The 20,772-nt window shown below is 73.1% G+C and carries 17 protein-coding genes and 1 pseudogene; 7 read left to right on the forward strand and 11 right to left on the reverse strand.

Annotation, left to right across the window (positions count from 1 at the left end):
• The first annotated feature begins 13 nt into the window (after nt 1-13).
• A complete protein-coding gene (locus MKL01_RS21505) occupies nt 14-325 on the forward strand; it encodes a hypothetical protein (protein ID WP_243907217.1) in 312 nt (103 codons plus the stop codon).
• Nucleotides 326-334: 9 nt separating this feature from the next.
• On the opposite strand, the gene MKL01_RS21510 is transcribed toward MKL01_RS21505, so the two are convergent.
• Together MKL01_RS21510 and MKL01_RS21515 are read right to left on the reverse strand one after the other, a co-directional pair.
• Nucleotides 335-1,081, reverse strand: coding sequence for a tRNA1(Val) (adenine(37)-N6)-methyltransferase (locus MKL01_RS21510; RefSeq protein ID WP_243907218.1), 747 nt, complete (start codon nt 1,079-1,081; stop codon nt 335-337).
• On the reverse strand, nt 1,078-1,302 hold the full coding sequence (locus MKL01_RS21515; RefSeq protein ID WP_243907219.1) for a DUF2007 domain-containing protein: 225 nt from the start codon (nt 1,300-1,302) through the stop codon (nt 1,078-1,080). The genes MKL01_RS21510 and MKL01_RS21515 overlap by 4 nt, the downstream gene beginning before the upstream one ends.
• A 168-nt stretch (nt 1,303-1,470) precedes the next feature.
• On the opposite strand from MKL01_RS21515, the gene MKL01_RS21520 reads away from it, so the two are divergent.
• The gene (locus MKL01_RS21520) at nt 1,471-2,490 is read left to right on the forward strand and encodes a polyprenyl synthetase family protein (protein WP_243907220.1); all 1,020 of its coding nucleotides are present in this window, start codon (nt 1,471-1,473) and stop codon (nt 2,488-2,490) included.
• A 219-nt stretch (nt 2,491-2,709) separates the two neighbouring features.
• Here the strand turns inward: MKL01_RS21520 and MKL01_RS21525 are convergent.
• Nucleotides 2,710-3,369: pseudogene (locus MKL01_RS21525) on the reverse strand (protein-L-isoaspartate O-methyltransferase family protein); the annotation flags it as partial.
• Nucleotides 3,370-3,424: 55 nt separating this feature from the next.
• Nucleotides 3,425-3,853: a MarR family winged helix-turn-helix transcriptional regulator gene (locus MKL01_RS21530; protein WP_243907221.1), complete on the reverse strand. Its 429-nt coding sequence runs from the start codon at nt 3,851-3,853 to the stop codon at nt 3,425-3,427.
• A 136-nt stretch (nt 3,854-3,989) separates the two neighbouring features.
• Between MKL01_RS21530 and MKL01_RS21535 the strand changes: the two genes are divergently transcribed.
• Nucleotides 3,990-5,807, forward strand: coding sequence for a chloride channel protein (locus MKL01_RS21535; RefSeq protein WP_243907222.1), 1,818 nt, complete (start codon nt 3,990-3,992; stop codon nt 5,805-5,807).
• Between the two features lie 147 nt (nt 5,808-5,954).
• On the opposite strand, the gene MKL01_RS21540 is transcribed toward MKL01_RS21535, so the two are convergent.
• A complete protein-coding gene (locus MKL01_RS21540) occupies nt 5,955-6,827 on the reverse strand; it encodes a 4-(cytidine 5'-diphospho)-2-C-methyl-D-erythritol kinase (protein ID WP_243907223.1) in 873 nt (290 codons plus the stop codon).
• Nucleotides 6,828-7,152: 325 nt separating this feature from the next.
• Entirely contained in the window at nt 7,153-8,391 is a 1,239-nt protein-coding gene (gene glp, locus MKL01_RS21545; protein ID WP_243907224.1) for a gephyrin-like molybdotransferase Glp, read from the reverse strand.
• Nucleotides 8,392-8,532: 141 nt separating this feature from the next.
• Here glp and MKL01_RS21550 point away from each other — a divergent pair, with 141 nt between their 5' ends.
• Nucleotides 8,533-9,663 (forward strand): aminotransferase class V-fold PLP-dependent enzyme, encoded by a 1,131-nt coding sequence (locus MKL01_RS21550; RefSeq protein WP_243907225.1) that lies wholly within the window; start codon nt 8,533-8,535, stop codon nt 9,661-9,663.
• Between the two features lie 130 nt (nt 9,664-9,793).
• Complete coding sequence (locus MKL01_RS21555) at nt 9,794-11,131, forward strand: lipopolysaccharide biosynthesis protein (protein ID WP_243907226.1); 1,338 nt, start codon at nt 9,794-9,796, stop codon at nt 11,129-11,131.
• A 17-nt stretch (nt 11,132-11,148) separates the two neighbouring features.
• Here the strand turns inward: MKL01_RS21555 and MKL01_RS21560 are convergent, their stop codons facing one another.
• From MKL01_RS21560 to MKL01_RS21570, 3 genes are all read right to left on the reverse strand, one after another.
• Nucleotides 11,149-12,279: a GNAT family N-acetyltransferase gene (locus MKL01_RS21560; protein WP_243907227.1), complete on the reverse strand. Its 1,131-nt coding sequence runs from the start codon at nt 12,277-12,279 to the stop codon at nt 11,149-11,151.
• A 2-nt stretch (nt 12,280-12,281) separates the two neighbouring features.
• Nucleotides 12,282-13,271 (reverse strand): sterol desaturase family protein, encoded by a 990-nt coding sequence (locus tag MKL01_RS21565; protein ID WP_243907282.1) that lies wholly within the window; start codon nt 13,269-13,271, stop codon nt 12,282-12,284.
• Nucleotides 13,272-13,517: 246 nt separating this feature from the next.
• Nucleotides 13,518-14,765: a glycosyltransferase family 4 protein gene (locus MKL01_RS21570; RefSeq protein WP_243907228.1), complete on the reverse strand. Its 1,248-nt coding sequence runs from the start codon at nt 14,763-14,765 to the stop codon at nt 13,518-13,520.
• Nucleotides 14,766-14,874: 109 nt separating this feature from the next.
• Here MKL01_RS21570 and MKL01_RS21575 point away from each other — a divergent pair, with 109 nt between their 5' ends.
• Both MKL01_RS21575 and MKL01_RS21580 read left to right on the forward strand, forming a co-directional pair.
• Nucleotides 14,875-16,062 carry a DUF1972 domain-containing protein gene (locus tag MKL01_RS21575; protein ID WP_243907229.1) on the forward strand — a complete coding sequence of 396 codons (1,188 nt, stop codon included), beginning with the start codon at nt 14,875-14,877 and terminating at the stop codon, nt 16,060-16,062.
• Nucleotides 16,062-17,306: a glycoside hydrolase family 5 protein gene (locus MKL01_RS21580; protein WP_243907230.1), complete on the forward strand. Its 1,245-nt coding sequence runs from the start codon at nt 16,062-16,064 to the stop codon at nt 17,304-17,306. The genes MKL01_RS21575 and MKL01_RS21580 overlap by 1 nt, the downstream gene beginning before the upstream one ends.
• 7 nt (nt 17,307-17,313) lie before the next feature.
• Here MKL01_RS21580 and MKL01_RS21585 read toward each other — a convergent pair whose 3' ends face one another.
• Together MKL01_RS21585 and MKL01_RS21590 are read right to left on the reverse strand one after the other, a co-directional pair.
• A complete protein-coding gene (locus MKL01_RS21585) occupies nt 17,314-18,621 on the reverse strand; it encodes a VpsF family polysaccharide biosynthesis protein (protein WP_409566300.1) in 1,308 nt (435 codons plus the stop codon).
• On the reverse strand, nt 18,618-20,723 hold the full coding sequence (locus MKL01_RS21590; RefSeq protein ID WP_243907231.1) for a GumC family protein: 2,106 nt from the start codon (nt 20,721-20,723) through the stop codon (nt 18,618-18,620). Before MKL01_RS21590 ends, MKL01_RS21585 begins: the two co-directional genes overlap by 4 nt.
• Nucleotides 20,724-20,772: the final 49 nt, after the last annotated feature.

Here is a 20,772-nt window from a genome sequence, read left to right on the forward strand (position 1 = left end):
GCAGGAGACCGCCATGCATCGCGCGACGAGCCGCCGTACCCTGAAGGCCCGCCGGGATCACCACCGGGGCTGGAGCATCGAGACCCTGTCGTACAGCCCGTCGCGGATCGTGCGGCTCGGGGCCGAGAAGGTGGCGATCCTGTTCCCGCCCCTGGAGCCCGGTGCCGCCTGGCAGCTCTACCCGCATCCAGACGCGTTCCCCGGCCTGAACTTCGAGGGCCTCCCAGAGCCGCTGCGGCCGGAATTCCTGGCCTTCCCGGATCTGGCGGAGGTCGAGCGCTTCCTCGGCATCCGCGACGAGGCCCCGGCCGCCCTGGCGGCGTGACCGGTCAGGTCAGCGCGGCGGCCAGGGCCGGCCGCCGTGGAGCGCCGCGGCCTCCGGCGTGAAGCTGCCGTCCGTCTCGTGCAGCACCAGCGGCGGCAGCAGGCTCGGTACCGCGCGGCTGCCTTTGGTGGCGTCGATCAGGATCCGGATCGCCGGTGTCTCGGCCCGGGCGTGAACGGGTCGGATCGCGAGACCGCCGTAGCGGCCCCTGAGCGCGTCGAGGCAGGCGGGCAGCGCGTCCGCCCTGTGGATCAATCCGAGCCGACCGCCGGGCCGCAGGATCGCCGTGCAGGCCCGGATCCACCCGTCGAGGCTACCCTCCGCGAACGTATGGGCAGCGGCTCGGCCGGGGTGGGGCGAGGCGCGATGGCCGCCCGCGACGAAGAAAGGCGGGTTGGTCAGAACGACGTCGAAGCCGTCCGGGATCAGGCCGGCGGCGCGGCGTTCGGCCGCGGACGCCAGGACATCGACCTCGATCACGCTCCCATCGATGCCGTTGAGCGCGGCATTCGCCCGGGCCATCTCGGCAAGGCCGGGATCGCGCTCGACCAGGGTCGGCCGCAGCCCGGGCACCAGCGCCGCGCATCCGAGCCCTACGGCCCCCGTCGCGGCGCCGACATCGCAGAGACGGTCGTCAACGGCCGGCATCAGCAGCCGCGCGAGCAGCACCGCGTCGGTCCCCGCCCGATGGGCCCCCCGCTGCGGCTGGTGCAGGCGCAGGAGCCCCCCCAGGAAGGCATCCGCCTCCCGCGTCACGGCTGGCGCAGTTCGTGGGCGATCCCGGCATCGGTCAGCAGGCGTCGGGCCTGGGCCTCGCAGTCGCGGGGTACCAGAAGCCGCTGGCCGAAGACTCCGATCGAGCCCTCCATCAGGCTCATGTGGCTGTCCGCCACGAGGACCTGGATCTCCGCTGCCTCGAGGATCGAGCGGGCGAACCCGATCAGCACGACGTCGTTGGCCCGGATCAGCTCGATCATCGCGGACCTCCGCAGGCCAAGATTCCGATCGGCGGTTTCGTCGCGTGAGATCCGCGGCGCCAAGACCCCATATCGCCCGGGGCACGATGTTGCGGCGCCGCGGGGCGCGTGCGAAGGGATCGCCCATCCCGCACGGTGCAATCGATCTGGAGGTCGCGGATCTTGGGTATGGCCCTCTCCATCGAGAATCCGAAGCCCGAGGCGGAGGCGGGGCTGAACGACCTCGTCGCGCTGGTGGCGGACGGCATGGCGCGGGTCAACACCACGATCCTGTCGCGCACCGGCTCCGACGTGGCGATGATCCCCGAGGTCGCCAACCACCTGATCGACAGCGGCGGCAAGCGCCTGCGCCCGATCCTGACGCTCGCCTGCGCGAAGCTCTGCGGTTACGCCGGCGGGACCGACGGCGACGTGAAGCTCGCCGCCAGCGTCGAGTTCATGCACACCGCGACGCTCCTGCACGACGACGTGGTCGATGAGAGCGACATGCGCCGCGGCCGGGTCGCCGCCCGGATCAAGTGGGGCAACGAGGCCTCGGTTCTGGTCGGCGACTTCCTGCTCGGCCAGGCCTTCCGGATGATGGTCGAGGTCGGCTCCCTGCGGGCGCTCGACATCCTGTCGGCCGCCGCCACGGTGATCGCCGAGGGCGAGGTGATGCAGCTCACCAACGCCAAGAACCTGGATACCGACGAGGCCGCCTACCTGGCGGTGATCCGCGGCAAGACCGCGGAATTGTTCGCCGCCGCCTGCGAGGTCGGGCCGGTGCTGGCCGGCCGGCCGGAGGCCGAGCAGGCCGCCGCCCGGGCCTACGGGATGAACCTCGGCATCGCCTTCCAGCTGATCGACGACGTGCTCGACTACGGCGGCACCTCGGCGGAGCTCGGCAAGAACGTCGGCGACGATTTCCGCGAGGGCAAGATCACCCTGCCGATCGTGCTGGCCCACCGGCGCGCGAGCGAGGGCGAGCGCGGCTTCTGGCGGCGGACGCTCCAGCAGGGCGAGATCGGCGAGGACGACCTCGGCACCGCCCTCGACCTGCTGCAGCGCCACGGCGCCCTGGAGGAGACGGTCGCCCGCGCCCACCATTACGGCGCCCAGGCCCGCGCCGCCCTCGACATCTTCCCGGACGGGCCGGTCAAGGCCGCGCTCATCGGGGCGGTGGAGTTCTGTGTGGCCCGGGCACGCTGAGGCGGTCTCACGGCTCCTGCGTCGACAACCACCAGTCGCCGCCGTCGTACCAGCATCGCGTATCCGGCGGTCGTCGAAGCGGATCGAGCGGACCGCCCCGAGCATCCCCCGTGCGAAGGCTTCGGATAACTCGCCGCGCCCCTCGTCCGGCAGGTCCTGCAGGGGAATGAAGCTCGCCAGGGAGACGAACCGGGCCGGCCACGCCGCGTCACCCGCGCCCCGGCGGATCAGCAGCATGCCGCCCCGGCGGCTGACGCCCTGGAGCGGAAACAGCAGCCGGCCCCCCGGCCGCAGGGCGTCGAGCCAGGCCCTGGCCGGGCGCGACGTCCCGGCATTGACGTAGATCGCGTCGGTCTCCGGCAGCGGCTCCGCGACGCCCGACCGGGCCTCGACCCGCGCCCAGGGCCACGGCGTGAGATTGGCCGCCGCTCGGGCCGCGAGGCCCGGATCGATCTCGAAGGCCTGTACCCGCCCCTCCGGCCCGACCAGATGCGCCAGCAGGGCCGTATAGTAGCCGCTGCCGGCTCCGACCTGGACGACCCGCTCTCCGGCCACGGGCGCCAGGGCGTCGAGGCAGACGGCGTGGAGGCTCGGCTGGCCGATATTGATGCCCTTCGCGGCATCCAGGGCGATCAGCACGTCCTGATAGAGGAAGGCGGGATCGTCATCGGGCGTCGCGACGTAGCACGGGCCGGTCTCCCGGGGCCGCCCCGTGCCGGCCGCCCGGATCGTCCAGGGTCCCGGACCGACGAACCGTTCCCGCGGGACAGCGGCGAAGGCGGCCGCGACGTCGGACCCGGCCGCGTCTCCGGTCACCAGCGCGGCGTAGAACCGACGAAGCTTCGCGCTGCGGCCGTCCGTGTCCTGAAGGTCTGCCATCCCACCGTCCTCGCCACCGTTCGCCCGCCGAGCCAACCATCGCCGCCGCCCTGCGTCAATGCGCCGCGGGAGACAGCGCCTCGGCCAGGGCAGGGGCTAGGCCGCGCAATTCCTCCAGATGGGCGGCCGTCAGCGTTCTCAGCAGCCCCTCGGCCCGGGGCGTGAGCGACAGCTCGCTCCGCCGCCGGTCATCGGCGGCGCGGACCTTGGACAGCAATCCGGCCTCCACCATGCGGGCCACCAGCTCGGCGGCGCTGTGGGGTGCGATGAGCAACTGCTCGGCCAGCAAGCCCACGGTCGCGGGCGCGCGTCCGGCATGGCCGGCCACGGTCAGCAGGGCCTGATGCTGCTGCGGCGGCAGACCCGCCCGCGCCGCCGCCGCCTCGCTGAACGCGAGGAAGCGCCGGAGCCGGAAGCGGAAATCCGCCAGGGCCGCATATTGCTCGGGCGTGAGCGTTTCGGTCTCCGCCGCGTCGGCCTTCATGGTCGCCTCCGTGATGATCCCAGAGCCGTAACGACGCTGCGCCCGCGGGGCGCCTCCGGCAGATCGCCGCGACCGGACTGTTGTGGAATATATCGTATCACGACATAAATCGGAGACTTGCGGGACGAGGACCTCGATGAGCGGCGGAAGCGGGATGGAGCGCGGGGGTGACCGACCGTTGCGCCGGGCGTTGGGGGATTTCAGCGCGGACCGGCGGGTCCTGACGCTGGGCGGCATGGCGATCGTCACCGGGACCGCCGCGAGCGGCACGGCCTGGATCCTGCTCACGCTGATCGGCCTCGTGACCAACCTCGCGTGGCATGGCCGCCTCGATACCGCCCTCACGTCGCTGGCCGGTGCCACGCCGGGACCGCGGATGATCGCGATCCCGGCGATCGGCGCGCTGATCGTCGGGGTCATGGCCCGCTACGGATCGGAGAAGATCCGCGGCCACGGGATCCCGGAGGCGATGGAGGCGATCCTGATCGGCGGCAGCCGGATGTCGCCCAAGGTCGCCGTGCTCAAGCCCCTGTCGTCGGCGGTGGCGATCGGCACCGGCGGCCCGTTCGGCGCCGAGGGACCGATCATCGTCACGGGGGGCGCGGTCGGCTCGCTCTTCGCCCAGTTCTTCCATCTGAGCGCCGCCGAGCGGAAGACCCTGCTGGTGGCCGGCGCCGCCGCCGGCATGACGGCGATCTTCGGGACGCCGGTGGCGGCCGTGCTGCTCGCCGTCGAGGTGCTGCTGTTCGAGTGGCGCCCGCGCAGCCTCGTCCCGGTGACGGTCGGGGCCGTGACGGCGGCCTGCTGGCGGCCGGCCCTGTTCGGCGCCGGGCCGCTGTTCCCCTTCGCCGACAATCCGGCGCTGCCCTGGTGGGGACTGCCGGCCTGCGCGGCCCTCGGGATCGCCTGCGGATTGATCTCCGGCGCGCTCACCCGCGCACTCTACGCCCTGGAGGACGGCTTCGGCCGGCTTCCCCTGCACTGGATGTGGTGGCCGGCCCTCGGCGCCGTCGTGGTCGGGCTCGGCGGCCTCGCGGAGCCCCGGGCGCTCGGCGTCGGCTACGACGTGATCCACGACCTGCTCGCCGGCCGGATGCTGGCGGGCGCCGTCGTGACGATCCTGGTGGTGAAGGCCGTGATCTGGCTCGCCGCCCTGTCGTCGGGCACGTCGGGGGGCGTGCTCGCGCCGCTGCTGATCCTCGGCGGCGCGATCGGCTGGCTGATCGGTCTCGTCCTCCCGGGCGCGCACGGCTTCTGGGCCCTGCTCGGCATGGCCGCGATGCTCGGCGGCACGTTGCCGGCGCCGCTCACCGGCGTGGTGTTCGCCGTCGAGATCACCGGCGATGTCGCCGCTCTGGCGCCGCTGCTGGCCGCCACCATGGCGGCCTACGCGGTGACCGTGCTGCTCCTCAAGCGCTCGATCCTCACGGAGAAGATCGCCCGGCGCGGCCAGCACGTGACCCGCGAATACGGCATCGACCCCTACGACCTCACCCGGGTCGAGGGGGTGATGACCCGCGCGGTCGAGACCCTGGACGCCGACCTGCCGCTGGCCGCGGCGCTCGCCGCCATCGAGGCCGGTGCGCACCACGCCTACCCGGTGGTCGACGGGACCGGCCGTCCCGTCGGGCTGGTCTCGCGCGGCGACGCCCTCGGCTGGACGCTCGAGGAGCGGAACGGCGACGTAGCGGAGGGCAGCCTCGGCGAGCGCGTCTCGGACGCGGATCTCGCGATCGTCCATCCGGGCGACATGGTCTCGCACGCCATCGACGTGATGCTGGCGGCCGGTCAGGGGCGTCTGCCGGTCACGGATCCGCAGAGCGGCCGGCTGGTCGGGCTGCTGACCCGCAAGGACCTGTTGCAGGTGCGCGCCACGGTCGTGCAGGCCGAGGCCGAGCGCCGGGCGTTCTTCAGGAGGCGCCGAAGTGCACGCCGCGCCGGCTCGGGCGCCTGACCAGGGCGCGTCGCGTCCCGGGGCGCACCCTCGCCCGGCTCGCGCCGGGCGCCGGCTGCCTCATGCCCGGTCGCGTGCTTGGCCCGCAGGCCGGCGTCGTCGTGGTCGACGAGGCCGAGCCGGCCTGACGGCTGCGCGCCGGACGGCTCAGCGCAGGAAGGTCGGCGCCACCCACCAGCCCGGATGGGCGGCGCGCAGGGTCGCGGCGGCCCGCACCGCGCCGCGCCGGTCCGAGAACAGCGCGAACACCGTCGCGCCGGAGCCCGACATCCGCGCGAGCCGGCATCCCTGCGCACGCAGGGCCGCCAGGACGTCGCCGATCACGGGCGCCACCGTCAGCGCCGGCGTCTCGAGATCGTTGCGGGCCGGGGCGATGGCGGCCACCAGGGTGTCGCCGTCGAGATCCGCGGCGATCGCCGGATGGGCGGCGCCGTCGATGCTCTGGCCCGGCACGAGGCCGAGCGCCTTGAATACCGGCGCGGTGGGCACCGGGACGCCGGGATTGATCAGCACGGCCGGCAGGGGCGCGAGGTCGAGCGCCGGGCCGGTCTCGGCGCCGACGCCGCGCATCATCCGGGCCCGCGGGTCCAGGCAGACCGGAACGTCGGCCCCGGTCTCCCGGGCGGCGGCGACGACGGCCGCGTGGTCCAGGGGCAGCCCGTTGAGGCGGGCGAGCAGCCGGAGGGCCGCGGCCGCATCGGAGGAACCGCCGCCGATGCCGGCCGCGACCGGCAGGCGCTTGACGAGGTGGAAGGCGCCCGTGCGGAGATCCGGCACCCGCGCTGCGAGCCCGCGGGCGGCCCGGAGGACGAGGTTGTCGGCCGTGGGGCCGGCCGGGCCGGCCGTGGGACCGCCGACCGTAAGACCGAGCGGCGCGCCGGGATCGAGGGTCAGCCGGTCGGCGACCCCCGCGAAGGCCACCAGGCTCTCGAGGGTGTGGTAACCGTCGGCCGCGCGGCGCCCGAGGATGTGGAGCGTCAGGTTGACCTTGGCGGGGGCGCGGTCTGCGAGGCGGGTCACGGGAACTCGGGCGGGTGATGAGCCGGGGATGAGCGGACGCTCTACAGCCTTGCGTCCGCGGAGTCCCGCTGCGCGTCGGCCATCGCCGCCCGGTGACTTGCCGGGGCACACGGGCGCGTCATCGCCCGCGTTCCGCGTCGGGGGCCGGGTGGCGATGCGGATGCCGGCCCCGACTATACCGAGCGCTGTCGCCGTCTGTCGCGGTGCCGCTCGGTGGACCGTCCCGCACGGCCTCGTCGACGGTCCGGCGTACAGTCCGTGGAGGACGATACGGGCGGAGCGTGCCGTCGACGGGCACGGATCTCCGGCGTCCGAGAAGCCGCGGTCAGTCGAACGCCGCATGCGGCCCATACGGGAGCGCGTCCCCGATGCGGACCTCCGTCAGGTCCTCGGCGAGTTCGACCAGCCCGTCGCTCGCCGAGAGGCCCGACAGGGCACCCCCGGGCGCGGGAACGGCCTCGGGCAGGCCGTCGGCCGCCGGTCGCAGGCACACGCGCAGGTACTCGCGCCGGCCCGGGCGCTTCTGCAGTGCGAAGCCGCTTCGCACGGTCAGCGCCGGCGTCGCATCCTGCGCGCCCGACAGGTGCAGGACCAGGGGGCGCAGCACCGCCAGGGCGGTGACGTAGGCGGCGGCCGGGTTGCCCGGCAGCCCGACGAAGGCCGTGCCGGCCACCTGACCCAGCGCCACCGGCCGGCCCGGCTTGATCGCGAGACGCCACAGCGTCAGCGCCCCGGCCGCTTCGACGGCGGCACGGACGTGATCCTCCTCGCCCACCGAGACGCCGCCGGAGGTGAGGATCAGGTCGTGCTCCGCGGCGGCCGCGAGCAGGCGCGCGCGCAGGGGACCCGGCGTGTCGCGCAGGATCCCGAGGTCGACGGGCTCGGCCCCCAGGCGCCTCAGGAGCGCGGCGAGCATCGGTCGGTTGGCGTCGTGGATGCCGGCTGGGGGCAGGGGCCGTCCGGGCGGCGTCAGCTCGTCGCCGGTGGAGAACAGCGCCACCCGGAGGGGTGTCCGCAGGCGCAGGTCAGCGAGGCCGAGCGCGGCGGCCAGCGCGAGCTGGCGCGGCCCGAGCCGGGTGCCGGCCCGGAGCGCGACATTGCCGCGGGCCATGTCCTCCCCGGCCCGGCGGCGGTTGGCGCCGGGTGCCAGACCGGCCGGCAGCGCCACGGTCCCGCCCTCGACCCGCACGTCCTCCTGCATGGCCACCGCATCGGTGCCCGCCGGCATCGGTGCCCCGGTGAAGATCCGAACCGCCACGCCCGGACGCGCCGGGACCGGCGGCTGGCCGGCCGGAACCCGGCCGCCGAGCGCCAGGCGGGTGTCCCCCGAGGCCGCGACATCCGAAGCCCGCACGGCGTAGCCGTCCACGGCCGCGTTGTCGAAGGGGGGCAGGTCGATCGGCGCGACGATGTCCTCCGCGAGGACGCGGCCGTCCGCCCGCGCGAGCGGCACCGTCTCGATGCCGGAGAGGACCGGCAGGCGCGCCCGGATCAGCGCCACCGCGTCGGCGACCCGCAGCGGGGTCGACGTGGCGTCGAAGCAGTCGGCGCTCAGACGGCCCATGGCGGCGCCGAAATCGGGGGCAGGCGGGTCGGCACGGGCGGCCTCGCGGGCTGTGGAGCGCCGGATTGCGGCATCGCAGCCGCGCGATCAAGCCCCGGACCGTGGCCCCGGCCGCCCCGATCCTCTACGGTCCGCCCTGCCATGTCGACCGCCGCCGCGTTCCCCTGCCAGCGCCACCTGTTCGAGGTGCCGGCGGATGTCAGCTATCTCGACGCGGCGGCCTGGTCGCCGCTGCCGCGGGCCGTCCGGGCCGCCGGCGAGACCGGTATCCGGGTCAAGAGCCGGCCCTGGGACCACCCTCGGGCGGCAATTCCCGCCTTGGCCGAGCGTGCCCGCGCCGCGGCCGCCGGTCTCATCGGGGCGGCCGCCGACGATGTCGCGATCGTCGGCTCGGTGAGCCACGCCATGGCGGTCGCGGCGCGCAACCTCCGCCCGAGTCCGGGCGGTCGCCTCCTGCGGGTGGCCGACGAGTTCCCGTCGCTGCGCTTCGCCTTCGACGCCCTGGCGGCCCGCCACGGCCTCACCGTCGAGGAGGTCGCGCGGCCCGGCGACGGCGACTGGACGGCGGCGCTGCTGGCCGCGATCGGCCGTCCGGGCGCGGCGCCGCTCGCGCTCGCCACCCTGACGCCGCTGCACTGGACCGACGGCGGCCTGATCGACCTCGACCGGCTCGCGCCGGCAGTTCACGCGGCGGGCGCCGTCCTGGTGATCGACGCGACGCAGGCGGTGGGCGCCGTCCCGGTGGACGTGGCCCGCTGGCGGCCCGACTTCCTCGCCTTTCCGACCTACAAATGGGCGCTCGGCCCCTACGGGTTCGCCTGCCTGTACGCGGCCCCCCACCGGCAGGACGGCGCTGCGATCGAGGAGAATGTTGGCAATCGGCCGCCGGCCGCCGGGGCCCGCCGTTACGACCGGGGGGAGCTGAACGATCCCGTCGCCCTGGCCATGGCAGCGGCCGGGCTGGAGCTGATCGCCGGCTGGGACCTGCCCTCCGTCACCGTTCGGCTGCGGGCGCTCACGGACCGGCTTGCCGCCGGGACCGAGGCTCTGGGGCTCGCGGCCGCGCCGCGTTCATTGCGGGCGCCCCACATCCTCGGATTGCGGCTGCCTGGAGGGCTGCCCGACGCCCTCGCGGAGGATTTGGCCCGGCGGGGCGTGTTCGTCAGCGAACGATCGGGCGCCCTGCGTGTCAGCCCCCATGTCTGGGTGGACGAGGACGATCTCGATCGCTGCATCGCGGCGCTCCGGTGCGCCATCAAGGAACGCAGATGAAACATCGCGGACATGCGGCAGCTTTAAGCTGAGCGGTTCCGGCGGGGTGCGGACATTGAGGCTGATGTCGCGCCCGGAATAATTGTCGGCATCGCCGGCACAGGGTTCGAGGAAGGTCATCGGAAACGGCATGTCGAGACCGATGCAGCCTCCGGGTGAGATCCTCCGCGCACCGGAGCCCGGTCGCTCGTTCCGTGCGCGGCTGGTGCGGGCGATCCGGGCGCGCGTCTCGGGACGGTTCGCCGTCATCCTCTCCGGCGAGCTGATCCAGAGCCTGTTCCACTTCGTGCTCAACATCCTGCTGGTGCGCGAACTCGGCGCGCACGATTACGGGCTGTTCGCGATCGTCTTCGCCGTGGGTGCCGTCGGCATCACGTATATCCGCGCCCTGGTGGCGGTCCCCGCCACCCTCCACCTCGCCCGCAGCCTCGGCCGGCCTGCCGCCCTGGGCTACGACGTCATGTTCGGCTCCGGCGCCGTGCTGGTCTCCGGCCTGATGGGCGTCGGCGTCTGCGCGGCGCTCGTGCCGGTGATCGGCCTCGGCGCCCTGGCGGCCGGGGCCTTCGTGAGCCTCTTCGCCTTCCGCAGCTACCTGCGGATCGTGCTCCTGGCCCGCGGCCGTCCGCGGATCGCCTTCCTGAGCGACCTCGTCTACGCCGTCTGCGGCGGCCTCTTCCTGGCGCGCGGGCTCAACGGCGCGGGCACGGCGCTGCTCGACCGGGCCTTCCTGGCGATCGCCCTCGCGCACGCCGCCGCCATCGCGGTGGCCTACGGGACGCTCCGGGAACGGCTCCGGTTCTCGCTCCACGCCAGGGCGCGGGCGCGCTACCGGGCGATCTGGCGGACGCTGGCGTGGTCGCTCGCCGGCGTGACCGGCCTCACGGTGCAGGGGCAGGGCCTGACCCTGCTGTTCGGCCTGCTGGCCGGCCCCGCCGCCTACGCGCCCATCGCGGCGACACTCGTCCTCTACGCCCCGCTGCGCGTTCCCACGGCGGCGCTGATGAACATGGTCCTGCCGGAGATCAGCCGGCTGCTCGCAACGGGCGAGATCCAGGCCGCGCGGCGCCTGGTGATCCGGCACGCCGCCGTGCTGGGCTGTGCCTGCATCGCCTACGGTCTCACGATGGCGGCGGCCCTGCCTCTGGTCGAGGCCATCCTGTTCAAGGGGCGTTTCGCGGGCGAGCCGATGGGCTGGATCGGGCTCGGCGTCTGGGCCGTGGTGACCGTCTCGCTGCTCTACGCGATCCCGCGCGCCTACCTGGAGGCTTCGGCCGATTACCGGACGATCACCGCGGGGGCGGTGGCCAGCGCCGCCCTCGGCTTCGCCATCATGGTGCCGGCCCTGCTGCTGCTGCCGCCCGCCACCGCGCTCCTCGGCCTCCTCGCCTCCGAAATCGCCACCCTGGCGTGGTCGGTGGCGGCGTTCCGCGGAAGCGCGCGCGGCGCGCGGCCCGCCCGCCCGGCCTGAGACGCCCGGGCCTGCGGTCAGGCCGGGGCCTCCGCCGCCGTCGCCTCTTCCCCGGGGGCCGCATGCCGCCCGAACCGCCGCCGCAGCGCGTGCTGCGCGCGGTCCACCGCGGACGCCGCGACGCCCTGGGGCGTGCGCGCGGCCGTCATCGAGGCCAGGGTCAGGTTCTGCGTGCCGAAGCGGCCCTTGAAGCCCTCGTCGCCGCAGAGGAAGTCCACGGTGTGCAGCCCCCGGTCGATCGACCACATGATGTAGTCCATCATCAGCACCATGCCGGGGGAGCCGCGCTCGACGGCCGGATCGTAGGCGGTGACGAACGCCATCATGGTGCCGCCCTGGACGAAGTTGATCGACACCGCCACGACCGCGCCGCCGCTTTCCAGCACGAACACGTGCAGCAGCCCCGTCTCGGCCAGCACCTGCACCATGGCGGGCAGCGCGCGGGACCCCGCGTCGTAGAACGCGGAGGACGCGAGTCCGTGGGCCGCCAGCCAAGCCCGCTTGAAGGCGGTCAGCCGTTCGAGCACCGGCGCGAGCGGTTCCTCCGGACCAAGCAGGCGGAAGGCCAGCGGCCCGTGCTCACCCAGGGCCTTCTGGCCGCGCCGATAGTTCTGCCGGGTTTTCTTCGACTGCGCGTCGAACCAGGCCCGGCCGGTCTTCCAGGGCCCGCGCACGCGCCAGTTCGCTTCCTCGCGATGGTTCAGGCGCAGCCGGATCCCGCCGCCCGCGGGGTCGAGCAGCGCCCGCGCCGCGGCGTCCGGCAGCAGCCGGTTCAGGTAGGCGAGATCGAAGCCGCCGGCCCGGCCGGCCTGATGCCACATCCGCCGCAGTAGGTCCCGATCGGCGTCCGGAGCCAGCAGCGCGTCCCCGAAATCCGAGCACTCCTTGGCGGCCCATTCGAGCACCCGGAAGCCCTTCCGGCGCAGGATGGCGAGGGGCAATACGCCGACGAGGGTGTCGCCCCGCCACGCGAGCACGATGGCGAGCGCGCGGCGCTCCCGGTCGGAAGCGCTCGCCCACCAGGCGGAGATCCAGGCGTGGCTCTGGAAGACCAGCGCGCCGCTGCGGGTCCACAGGTCTGTCCAGGCCGGACCGACCTCGGCCAGCCGCTCGGGGGTGCCGACCGTCTCGAAACGCTCGCGCGGCATGGTCACGCGCCCGGCCGGGACTGGACCGGCACGCCGCGCAGGCGCCGGACCTGCCGGGTGATCCGGCGGCCCATCTTCTTCAGCGGCAGCAGGTAGAGGCCCGACAGGGACTGGTAGTCGGCGACGTCCCGGTCGACCAGGCCGAACTTGAAATCCTCGTTCGGATCCGGAACGCACAGGGTTCCGAACAGCCGGTCCCAGAACGAGAACAGCAGCCCGAAATTCTTGTCGTAGTGCTGCGGGGCGGTCGAGTGGTGGAGCTGGTGCCAGTGGGGGCACAGCACGACGCTGTTGAGCGGCCCGAACGAGATCTTGAAGTGCGTGTGCCGCACGAAATCCATCATCAGGATGTTGCGCATGATGTAGACATTGATCCCGAACACGGTCAGCTCGACCGGATCGAGGGCCACGAGGCTCCAGATCCCGAAGCAGATTCCGGGGATCACCCCGTCCCAGGCGCGGTTCATCAGCTCGTCCAGCGGATGCACCCGGTCCTTGGTGATGCCGACCATGACCTCCGCCGAGTGGTGCACCTTGTGGAGTTCCCACAGGAACGGGAACCGGTGCTGGGCCGTGTGATAGAGGTAGTAGGACAGGTCGTAGGCCAGCAGCATCGTGGCGGTGAACACCACGATGGTCACGGGTCCGGGCGACCCGAGGACCGGATGGTCGATCCCCGACAGCGCGCCCAGGACCCGGTTCGTCGCGTAGCCGACCGCGACCACGAAGGTCACGCCCGCCGGGATCAGCAGGAACGGCATGATCGCCTTGCGGGTGACGTAGAACAGCAGGTCCGCCCGCGCGGACGGGTGCGTGATCACCTCACGCGGGAGCGCGAACTCGAAGAACTCGGCGAACGAATAGGTCTCCGCCGTCCGCAGATACGCGATCAGGGCGCAGCCGAGCGCGGTCGCGAACAGCAGGCCCGCCGCGAACAGGTTCTCGGCCGAGACCCGCTCGGTGATCTGCTGGATGAACTGGGCGATCTCCATCGACACGCGTTCCCCTCGTCAAGCCCTCCGCCGGGCCGGTCCCGATCCCCAGGCGCGCGGCGCAGGCGCCGCCGACCCGGGACCGGTCACGACGACCGGCGAATTCTCCCATTCGTGCTTTCCGGATCTTTTTGATATCAAAAATATCCACCGGAAAGTATTTTCGACCAGAAACCCGTGCCTGAGACTACAGGCTTGAGACGCAAAACTGATTCCGCGCTGAATTCGCCTCCGGGCGACGGATCCTCACGCCGCGGGGCGTGCGGCCGGCGCCGGCCGGGAGCGGCGCAGCGTCGCCCGCACCATGGTTTCGATGCCGTCCGCCGCGGACGCCTCCGAGAAGACGCGCTCGTAGCGCTCCCGCGCCGCCCGTCCGAAGTCCCGCCACGCGGCCGGGTCGGCGATCATGCGCGCGAGGGCATCCGCGAGGGGCTTCGGACCGCCGGGCGGCACGATCCATCCGGTCCTCCCGTCCTCGACGACCTCCGGCAGCCCGCCGATGGCCGTCACCAGGGGCGGCACGCCGTACGCCATGGCCTCGATCGCCACCCGGCCGAGCGATTCGGGCTTCTGCGAGGGCATCGTCACCACGTCGGCCCACCGGTAGAGCGCCGCGGGATCGGGGACGAACGGCTCCAGGCTGACGTGCTCCGACAGGCCCGCCCCGGCGATCCGCGCCGCCAGCGCACGCTCCCGCGCCTCGTCCTCGAAGGCGCCGCCGACGATGCGGAGTTCGATCCGCCGCCGCATCGCCTCCGGCAGCGAGGCCAGCGCTTCGACCAGCACGTCCTGGCCCTTGATCCCGCTGATCCGCCCGAGCATCAGCATCCGGAGCGGGCGGCTGCCGTCGTAGTCCGCCCGGTTCGCCTCCGCCGGCCCGGCGATGCCGTTGTAGACCACCCGGGCCGGCACGTGCGCCGGCAGCGCGAAGACCCGCTCGGTGGCGCGGGAGTTGAACACCACGCCGGCGCCGCTCCAGCGGATCAGCGCGCGCAGGAGCTTCAGCACGGCGCCTTCGGGAAGCTCGTGGACGTGAACGAGGCTGCGCCCCGGCCGAAGCCGCGCGGCCAGGAGATAGTCGGCCACCACGGTGGTGTTGATGTAGACGAGATCGCTCGCGCGGATGCGCCGGAACGCGCGCAGCAATGCGGCGGGCAACCGCAGGAGATCCCGGGTCGCGAGGCGTGCCAGGTTCTTCCGCCGCAGGATCCAGAGCGGCTCGATCACCACGCGGCTCGCGAAGGGGGACAGCGCCGCCACGATCGGGCCCTCCCGGGGCAGGACGATATCGATCTGCGCCGTCGGATGGATTGTCCGGATGGTGCGGACCGTTTCGACGAAGCATCGGTCGGAACCGTAGAGTTCGAAGCCCTGATGCACGCAGGTGATGCGCGGTCCGGATGCGCCCCGATCGGACGGACCGGCCGCCGCGGGTCTCGCACGGGGTGCCCCGGGCACTACGTAAGTCGAGCTCAGTATCGAATTATCTACCATGAGGCTTGAATCTGTGAACTTCTCGCAACCTGAAATTGCGCACCGGAATTCATTGATTGGTTATTCGCTCCGCTTTACAATATGAACAGGACATTGGGAAGGATGGACGATGCCGGACCGTGTACCCTCCCTGCTTATTCTCGGGACGCGGGGCATCCCCGCTGCCCATGGAGGCTTCGAGACTTTCGCGGAGCGGCTGGCGCTCTACCTGGTCCGCCGCGGCTGGCGGGTCAGCGTCTATTGCCAGCACGAGGTCGAGCGGGTTGAAACGCGCGTCGCGTCCCGGGACTGGAACGGCATCGAACTGATCACCGTGGAAGTCGCCCTGCGCGGTCCGGTCGCGACGCTCGCGTTCGACGCGTTCTGCGCCCACGATGCGGCGGCGCGCCGCGGGGTCTGCCTCGTGCTCGGCTACAACGGCGCGGTGTTCCTCCCCTATCTGCGGGCCCGCGGCGCCCGCATCCTGACCAACATGGACGGCATCGAGTGGCTGCGTCCGAAGTGGTCGCTGCCCATCCGCGCGTTCTTCTACGCGAGCGAGTGGATCGCCGCGTGGTCCTCGCACCGGCTGGTGGCCGACCATCCGGCCATCGCCGATCACCTCGCCCGGCGCCGCGCGCGCCGCGCGATCGCCACCATACCCTACGGTGGAGACCCTCCGTCCGGGCGGATCGGGCCGCCGCCGCTGGGTCTGGAGGCCGACCGCTACCTGGTGTCGATCGCCCGCATCGAGCCCGACAACAGCATTCTGACGCTCGTGGCGGCGTTCTCGCGCCGGCCCCGGGGCCTACGGCTCGTCGTGCTCGGCACGATGAACGTCGACAACCCCTATCACCGGGCCATCGAGGCGGCCGCTTCCGACGAGGTGCTGTTCCCCGGCGCGATCTACGAGGCCGACTGCGTGCAGGCCCTGCGGGCGCACGCGCGGGCATACCTCCACGGCCACACGGTGGGCGGCACGAACCCGTCGCTGGTCGAGGCCCTGTGGGCCGGCACCGCCGTGATCGCCCACGACAACCCCTTCAATCGCGGCACGGCCGGTGACGGGCAATTCTACTTCTCGGACGATGAGACCTGCGCGGCCGCCATCGACCGGGTGCTCGCCGACACGCAGGCGGTCGCCGCCGCCCGCCTCGCGGCCCGGCAGCGCGCCGAACGCTTCCGTTGGGACGACGTCTTGGCCGCGTACGAGGAGGAGGTCCGGCACGTCGGCGGCTATCCCGCGGCGCCGGCGCACGCGGACAGGTCCGCCCCGCCCGACATGACGCCCGCCGGCGCGACGGCCTGGACGGGGTGATGTCGGCCAGCCGCCGGGCGCTGCTGCTGGGCGGCCTGGCCGCCGCGGGCGCCGGGTCGCTCCCGGTTCGCGCCGCCCCCGAGCCGCTGTCGCTGCGCCGGGGCATCGCCCTCTGGCCCTGGTTCTCGCTCACGACCGAATTCCCGGCGCCGCGCACCGATTACGCCTGGCCGCCGTTCCAGGCCGATCGGCCGTTGCCGACCCCGGCCGACCTGCGCCGCCTCGGCGCTCTCGGCTTCGACTTCGCGCGGCTGCCGCTCGATCCCGGCCCCTTCGTGGCCTTCACGGGCCGCCGGCGGGCCGAACTGCTGGGCAGCCTGTCGGCCGCCATCGACGCGGTGGTGGACGCCGGGATGCGCGTCGTGGTCAACGTCCAGGCGAACGCGGCGACCCACCACTACACGCCGGACGCGTTCTACGGCTCCGATCGGGCGCCGCTCTTCCCCGCCTATCGGGATCTCGTGGCCGAGCTCGCCCGCCTGTGCGCCCGCAAGGGCAGCGACCGGGTGGCGCTCGAGCCGGTCAACGAGCCGCCGCAGGCCTGCGGCGCCGGCGCGTGGAACCGGGTCCGGGCCGATCTCCTCGCCGCAGCCCGGAGTGCCGCCCCCGCGCTCACCCTGGTGGCGACCGGGAGCTGCGGCAGCCTCGTCGCGGGTCTGACGGCCCTAGATCCGGCCTCGGTCGCGCGTTACGCGCCGGTTCTCTACACCTTCCACTTCTACGAGCCGTACCTGTTCTCCCACCAGGGCGCCCCGTGGCTCACCGAGGAACCCTTCTATCGCTGGCTCAATGCGGTGCCCTGGCCGGGTTCGCACGGCAGCCTGCGGGAGACGCTCGCCGCCGTCCAGGCCCGGATGGCGGCCGACCGGACGGTCCCGCAGGCTGAGAAGGACCGCGACCGCGCTGTGATCGAAGCCAAGCTGCGCGATTATTTCGACGGGCGGCCGGGGCCCGCTTACCTCGCCGACGCGATGGCTCCGGTCTCGACCTGGGCCGATCTCTACGGGATCCCGCCCCGGCACGTGCTCATGGGCGAGTTCGGGGCCCTGCGCACCGACGCCCGCTATACGGCATCGCGCGCGGCCGACCGCGCCGCCTACGTCCGGGACGTGCGGGTGGCGGCGGAGCGGGCGGGCTTCGCATGGTCGTTCTGGAACCTGTTCGACGGCCTCGGCCTGATGGACGAGGCCCATGTCGCCGAACCCGCGCTGGTGGCCGCCCTCGGGCTGCGGAGCGCGCCCTGAACCGCTCTCAGGGGCGCATGCCGGCCGCGCCGCGCCGCGGGAACAGCACGATGAGCATCAGGGCGAACTTGGCCAGCATCGTGGTCTTGCCCGCCAGCCCCTCGAAGGTATTGACGAGGATCACGAAGGTCAGGATCGGCAGCCAGACGCCGCTGCGGCAGGAGCGCGCAACCTCGGCGAGGTAGAAGCCCACCGCCAGCACGAGGGCCGCCGTCACCAGGATCCCGTGGTAGAACACGTCCGAGATGATCGAATTCTCGATCCCCCATTCGAGGCCGTAGATCCGGCGCAGGGTGCTCACCTGAAGGATGTCCGGACCGAGCAGAAGTTCGCGGAACGGGATCGCGCCGAAGATCGCCAGCATGTCGACCCGCGCCTGAGCGCTGCCGCCGTCGGACACGAACCGGTCGAGCAGCGTGTCGAAGAATCCGACCGCGGCCAGGATCGCCACGGCCACCGGCAGCAACGTCAGGGCGAAGCACGCGCACGCCGCCGCCGCGAGCGGGATGCGACCGCCGCGCAGCGTGCGGTTGAGCGCGTAGAGACCGACGGCGGTGCCGAAGACCCATGTCGTCACCGTGGCCGAGCGGCCGCCGAACGCCACCAGGGCGACGAGTTGCAGGCCGATCATTGCGGCGCGGGCGGCGGGACCCAGCCGGCCGCCGCCCTGGGCCAGCGCCAGGATGTAGCAGGCGGTCATGGTCGCGTTGACGAGCGGATGGCCCTGAAGCGCCGCCGACCGGGTGTCGGTCTCGAACGCCATGCCGTCGAACCGGAACGGGAAGAAGCGCTGGCCGCTGGCCAGCTCGATCAGCCCGAGCAGGGCGTTGGCGAGCATCACAGCGTGGAATACCGACTCCAGTCGCCCCAGCGTCGCGGCGTCGCGGTCCATGAGCAGGATCGGCACGAGGCCGGCCAGCACGAACGTGTCGATCGAGCCGGCGAGGCCGGTCCCGCCGCGGGCGCCGATCAGGATCAGCAGCAGCACCCCGCTGACGGCCAGCAGCACGGAGGCGGGGCGGCGCGTGAGAGCCTGCGCCACCGGGATCGCCGGATTGCCGGCGCGGAGCAGGGTCCAGCCGGTCAGGGCGACAGCCAGGTAGGTCGCCGGATGGATCTTGGCGGCCGCCGAACCGCTGATGCCGTCGTAGTTGATCCCCAGCGCCCAGAGCAGGCCCCCCGAGACCCCGACGAGGATCAGCGTCCAGAGCGCAAGGGCGAGGGACTCCGCCCGCGCGATCCCGCGCGGCGCCGTGCCGGTCCGCGGCAGCGTGCCGTAGGGGCGCCCCCGCGCCGGCTGCCGGACCGCTCTCACGCCCTGCGCCGCTTCAGCAGCAGGGAGCCCGAGATCGGCCGCCCGAGCGCTTCCGAGGTGTCGACCAGCTCGATGAGGTCACGCTGGCGCGTCGCCCCGTTGCAGGCGACCAGCAGCAGCCTGTCCGCGGCGGCCGCCAGGGGGCCGAGCCGCAGGTTCTCGGTGAGCACGCCGCCGTCCACGATGATCAGCTCGAAGCGGCCCTTCACGCCGGCGATGAAGCGGGCGACGTTGGCGGGCGTCAGGGCGTCGCGGAGCGGCTTTTCGGTGTCGCCCAGTCCGATCCAACGGGCGCCGCTCTTGGGGTCGGTCTGGATCACGGCGTTCAGGCTCTGCTCGCCGCGCAGGACGTCGAGGAGTCCGCCCGTGGCGGCGCCGTCGGAGCGCAGGTCGGCCTCGACCAGGAGCACCCGGTCGCCGCGCCCGACCGCCACGGCGGCCAGCAGGCGGATGACGGCGCGGCGCGCGGCCTCGTCCGCTTCCCCCGACGTCACCAGCAGCGCCAGGGACGCGCCGCCGTCGCTCGTCGTCGCCGCGAGGTGATCGAGGGTGAAGCTCGCCGCCGCGGCATTGGCACCCCGCGGCCGCAGCCCCGGCAGCACCCCGACGACCGGCGCGTTCGAGAGCTGCTCCAGCTGGCGCTGCGACAGCACCGTCGGGGCCATGTATTCCCGCATCAGCGCGAGGCCGGCGCCGAGGCCGAGGCCGCCCGCCAGCGCGGCCGCGACCAGGATGAGCCGGGGCGGCCAGCTCGGATCCTCCGGGGGCCGGGCCGCCGTGATGATCCGGGCGTTCGAGCTGTCGATGCTGCTCTGCTCCTTGATCTCGCGGGCGCGCACCAGGAAGCTGTTGTAGACCGAGCGCGACGCCTCGACCTCGCGTTCCAGCTCCCGGAGCTGCACGGACGACTTGGCGGTCGCCGCGGATTGCCGCTGGAGCCGCTCCAGCTCGGCCGAGAGCGTCCGCTCGTTGGCCTGGGCCCGCTGGGACTCGGTCTCGGCGGCGCCGGCGATGCGGTTCAACTCGGCGTCGATCAGCCGGCGCACGTCCTGCATCTGCGTGCGGGCGGCGGCGATGAACGGGTGGCGCTCGCCGAGATTGGTGCGCAGGTCCGCCTCCTTGGCGGCCAGCTCGGCATACTGGCCGCGCAGGCGGTCGATCGCCGCGGACTGGACCGCCTCCGGCATCGCGCCGGATCCGATCGCCTGACCCCGCGCGTCGCGGACGCCCTGCAGCCGGGCCTTGGCCTCGGCGGTCCGCGCCCGGGCCGCCACCAGCCTTGTGTTCAGGTCCGTGAGCTGCTGCTCGTTCACGAGGCGGCCGCTGGACGTGATCAGGCCGTTCTGCGCCTTGTAGTCCTCCAGCTTCTTGTCGGCGCGGCTGACCGCCGTGCGCAATTCGTCGAGGCGTCCCCGCAGGTCCCCGGCGGCGCGCTTGGCGGCGTCGGAGCGGGCCTCGGTCTGGTCGGCCAAGTAGGCGTTCGCGATGGCGTTGACGATGCCGGCCGAGAGATCGGCGTCCTTCGTGGTGACCACCACGTCGATCACGAAGACCTTGTCGGCCCGCTTCACCGCGAGCTTGCGGCGCAGCTGGTCGAGCGCCCGGCCGCGCGGGTCGACGGTCCGCTGCGGCTTCGGGCCGGTGATCCGCTCCCGCAGGGACGCCAGCGCCTGCGCCAGGGGGCTGTCCTCGGGGATTCCGAAGCCCGGCACGGTCTCGAGCCCCGTCTGGGACACGGCGCGTCCCAGGACCGCGTCCGACTCGATCACCTTCACCTGGCTCTCGACCTGGGCGATGCCGCCGTCCGGCGAGAGCGCGCCCGGGTTGACGTCGTTGGAGACGACCTGCCGGTCCCGTGGATCGATCAGGATCTGGGCCGTCGCCGTGTAGAGGGCCGGCGTGAGCAGCGCATAGGCCAGGACGGCGAGGCCGAGGAGCAGGGCCGTCCCGAGCACGAGCGCCTTGCGCCGCCACAGGATGCGCCAGAGGTCGCCGAACTCGGCCGTGGTGTCCGGCCGGCCCGGGCCCGGCCGCTCGGGCGGCACCGCCTGCACGGGTGCCAGCCAGGTCGCGACAGCAATGTTATGGTCGATCTGTGTCACGATCGGTCACCGGCGTCTCGATCTGGTTCAGCCCCGGGCGGGCACTCGT

It is taken from the genome of Methylobacterium sp. J-070 (genome assembly GCF_022829385.1).
GTDB lineage: Bacteria > Pseudomonadota > Alphaproteobacteria > Rhizobiales > Beijerinckiaceae > Methylobacterium.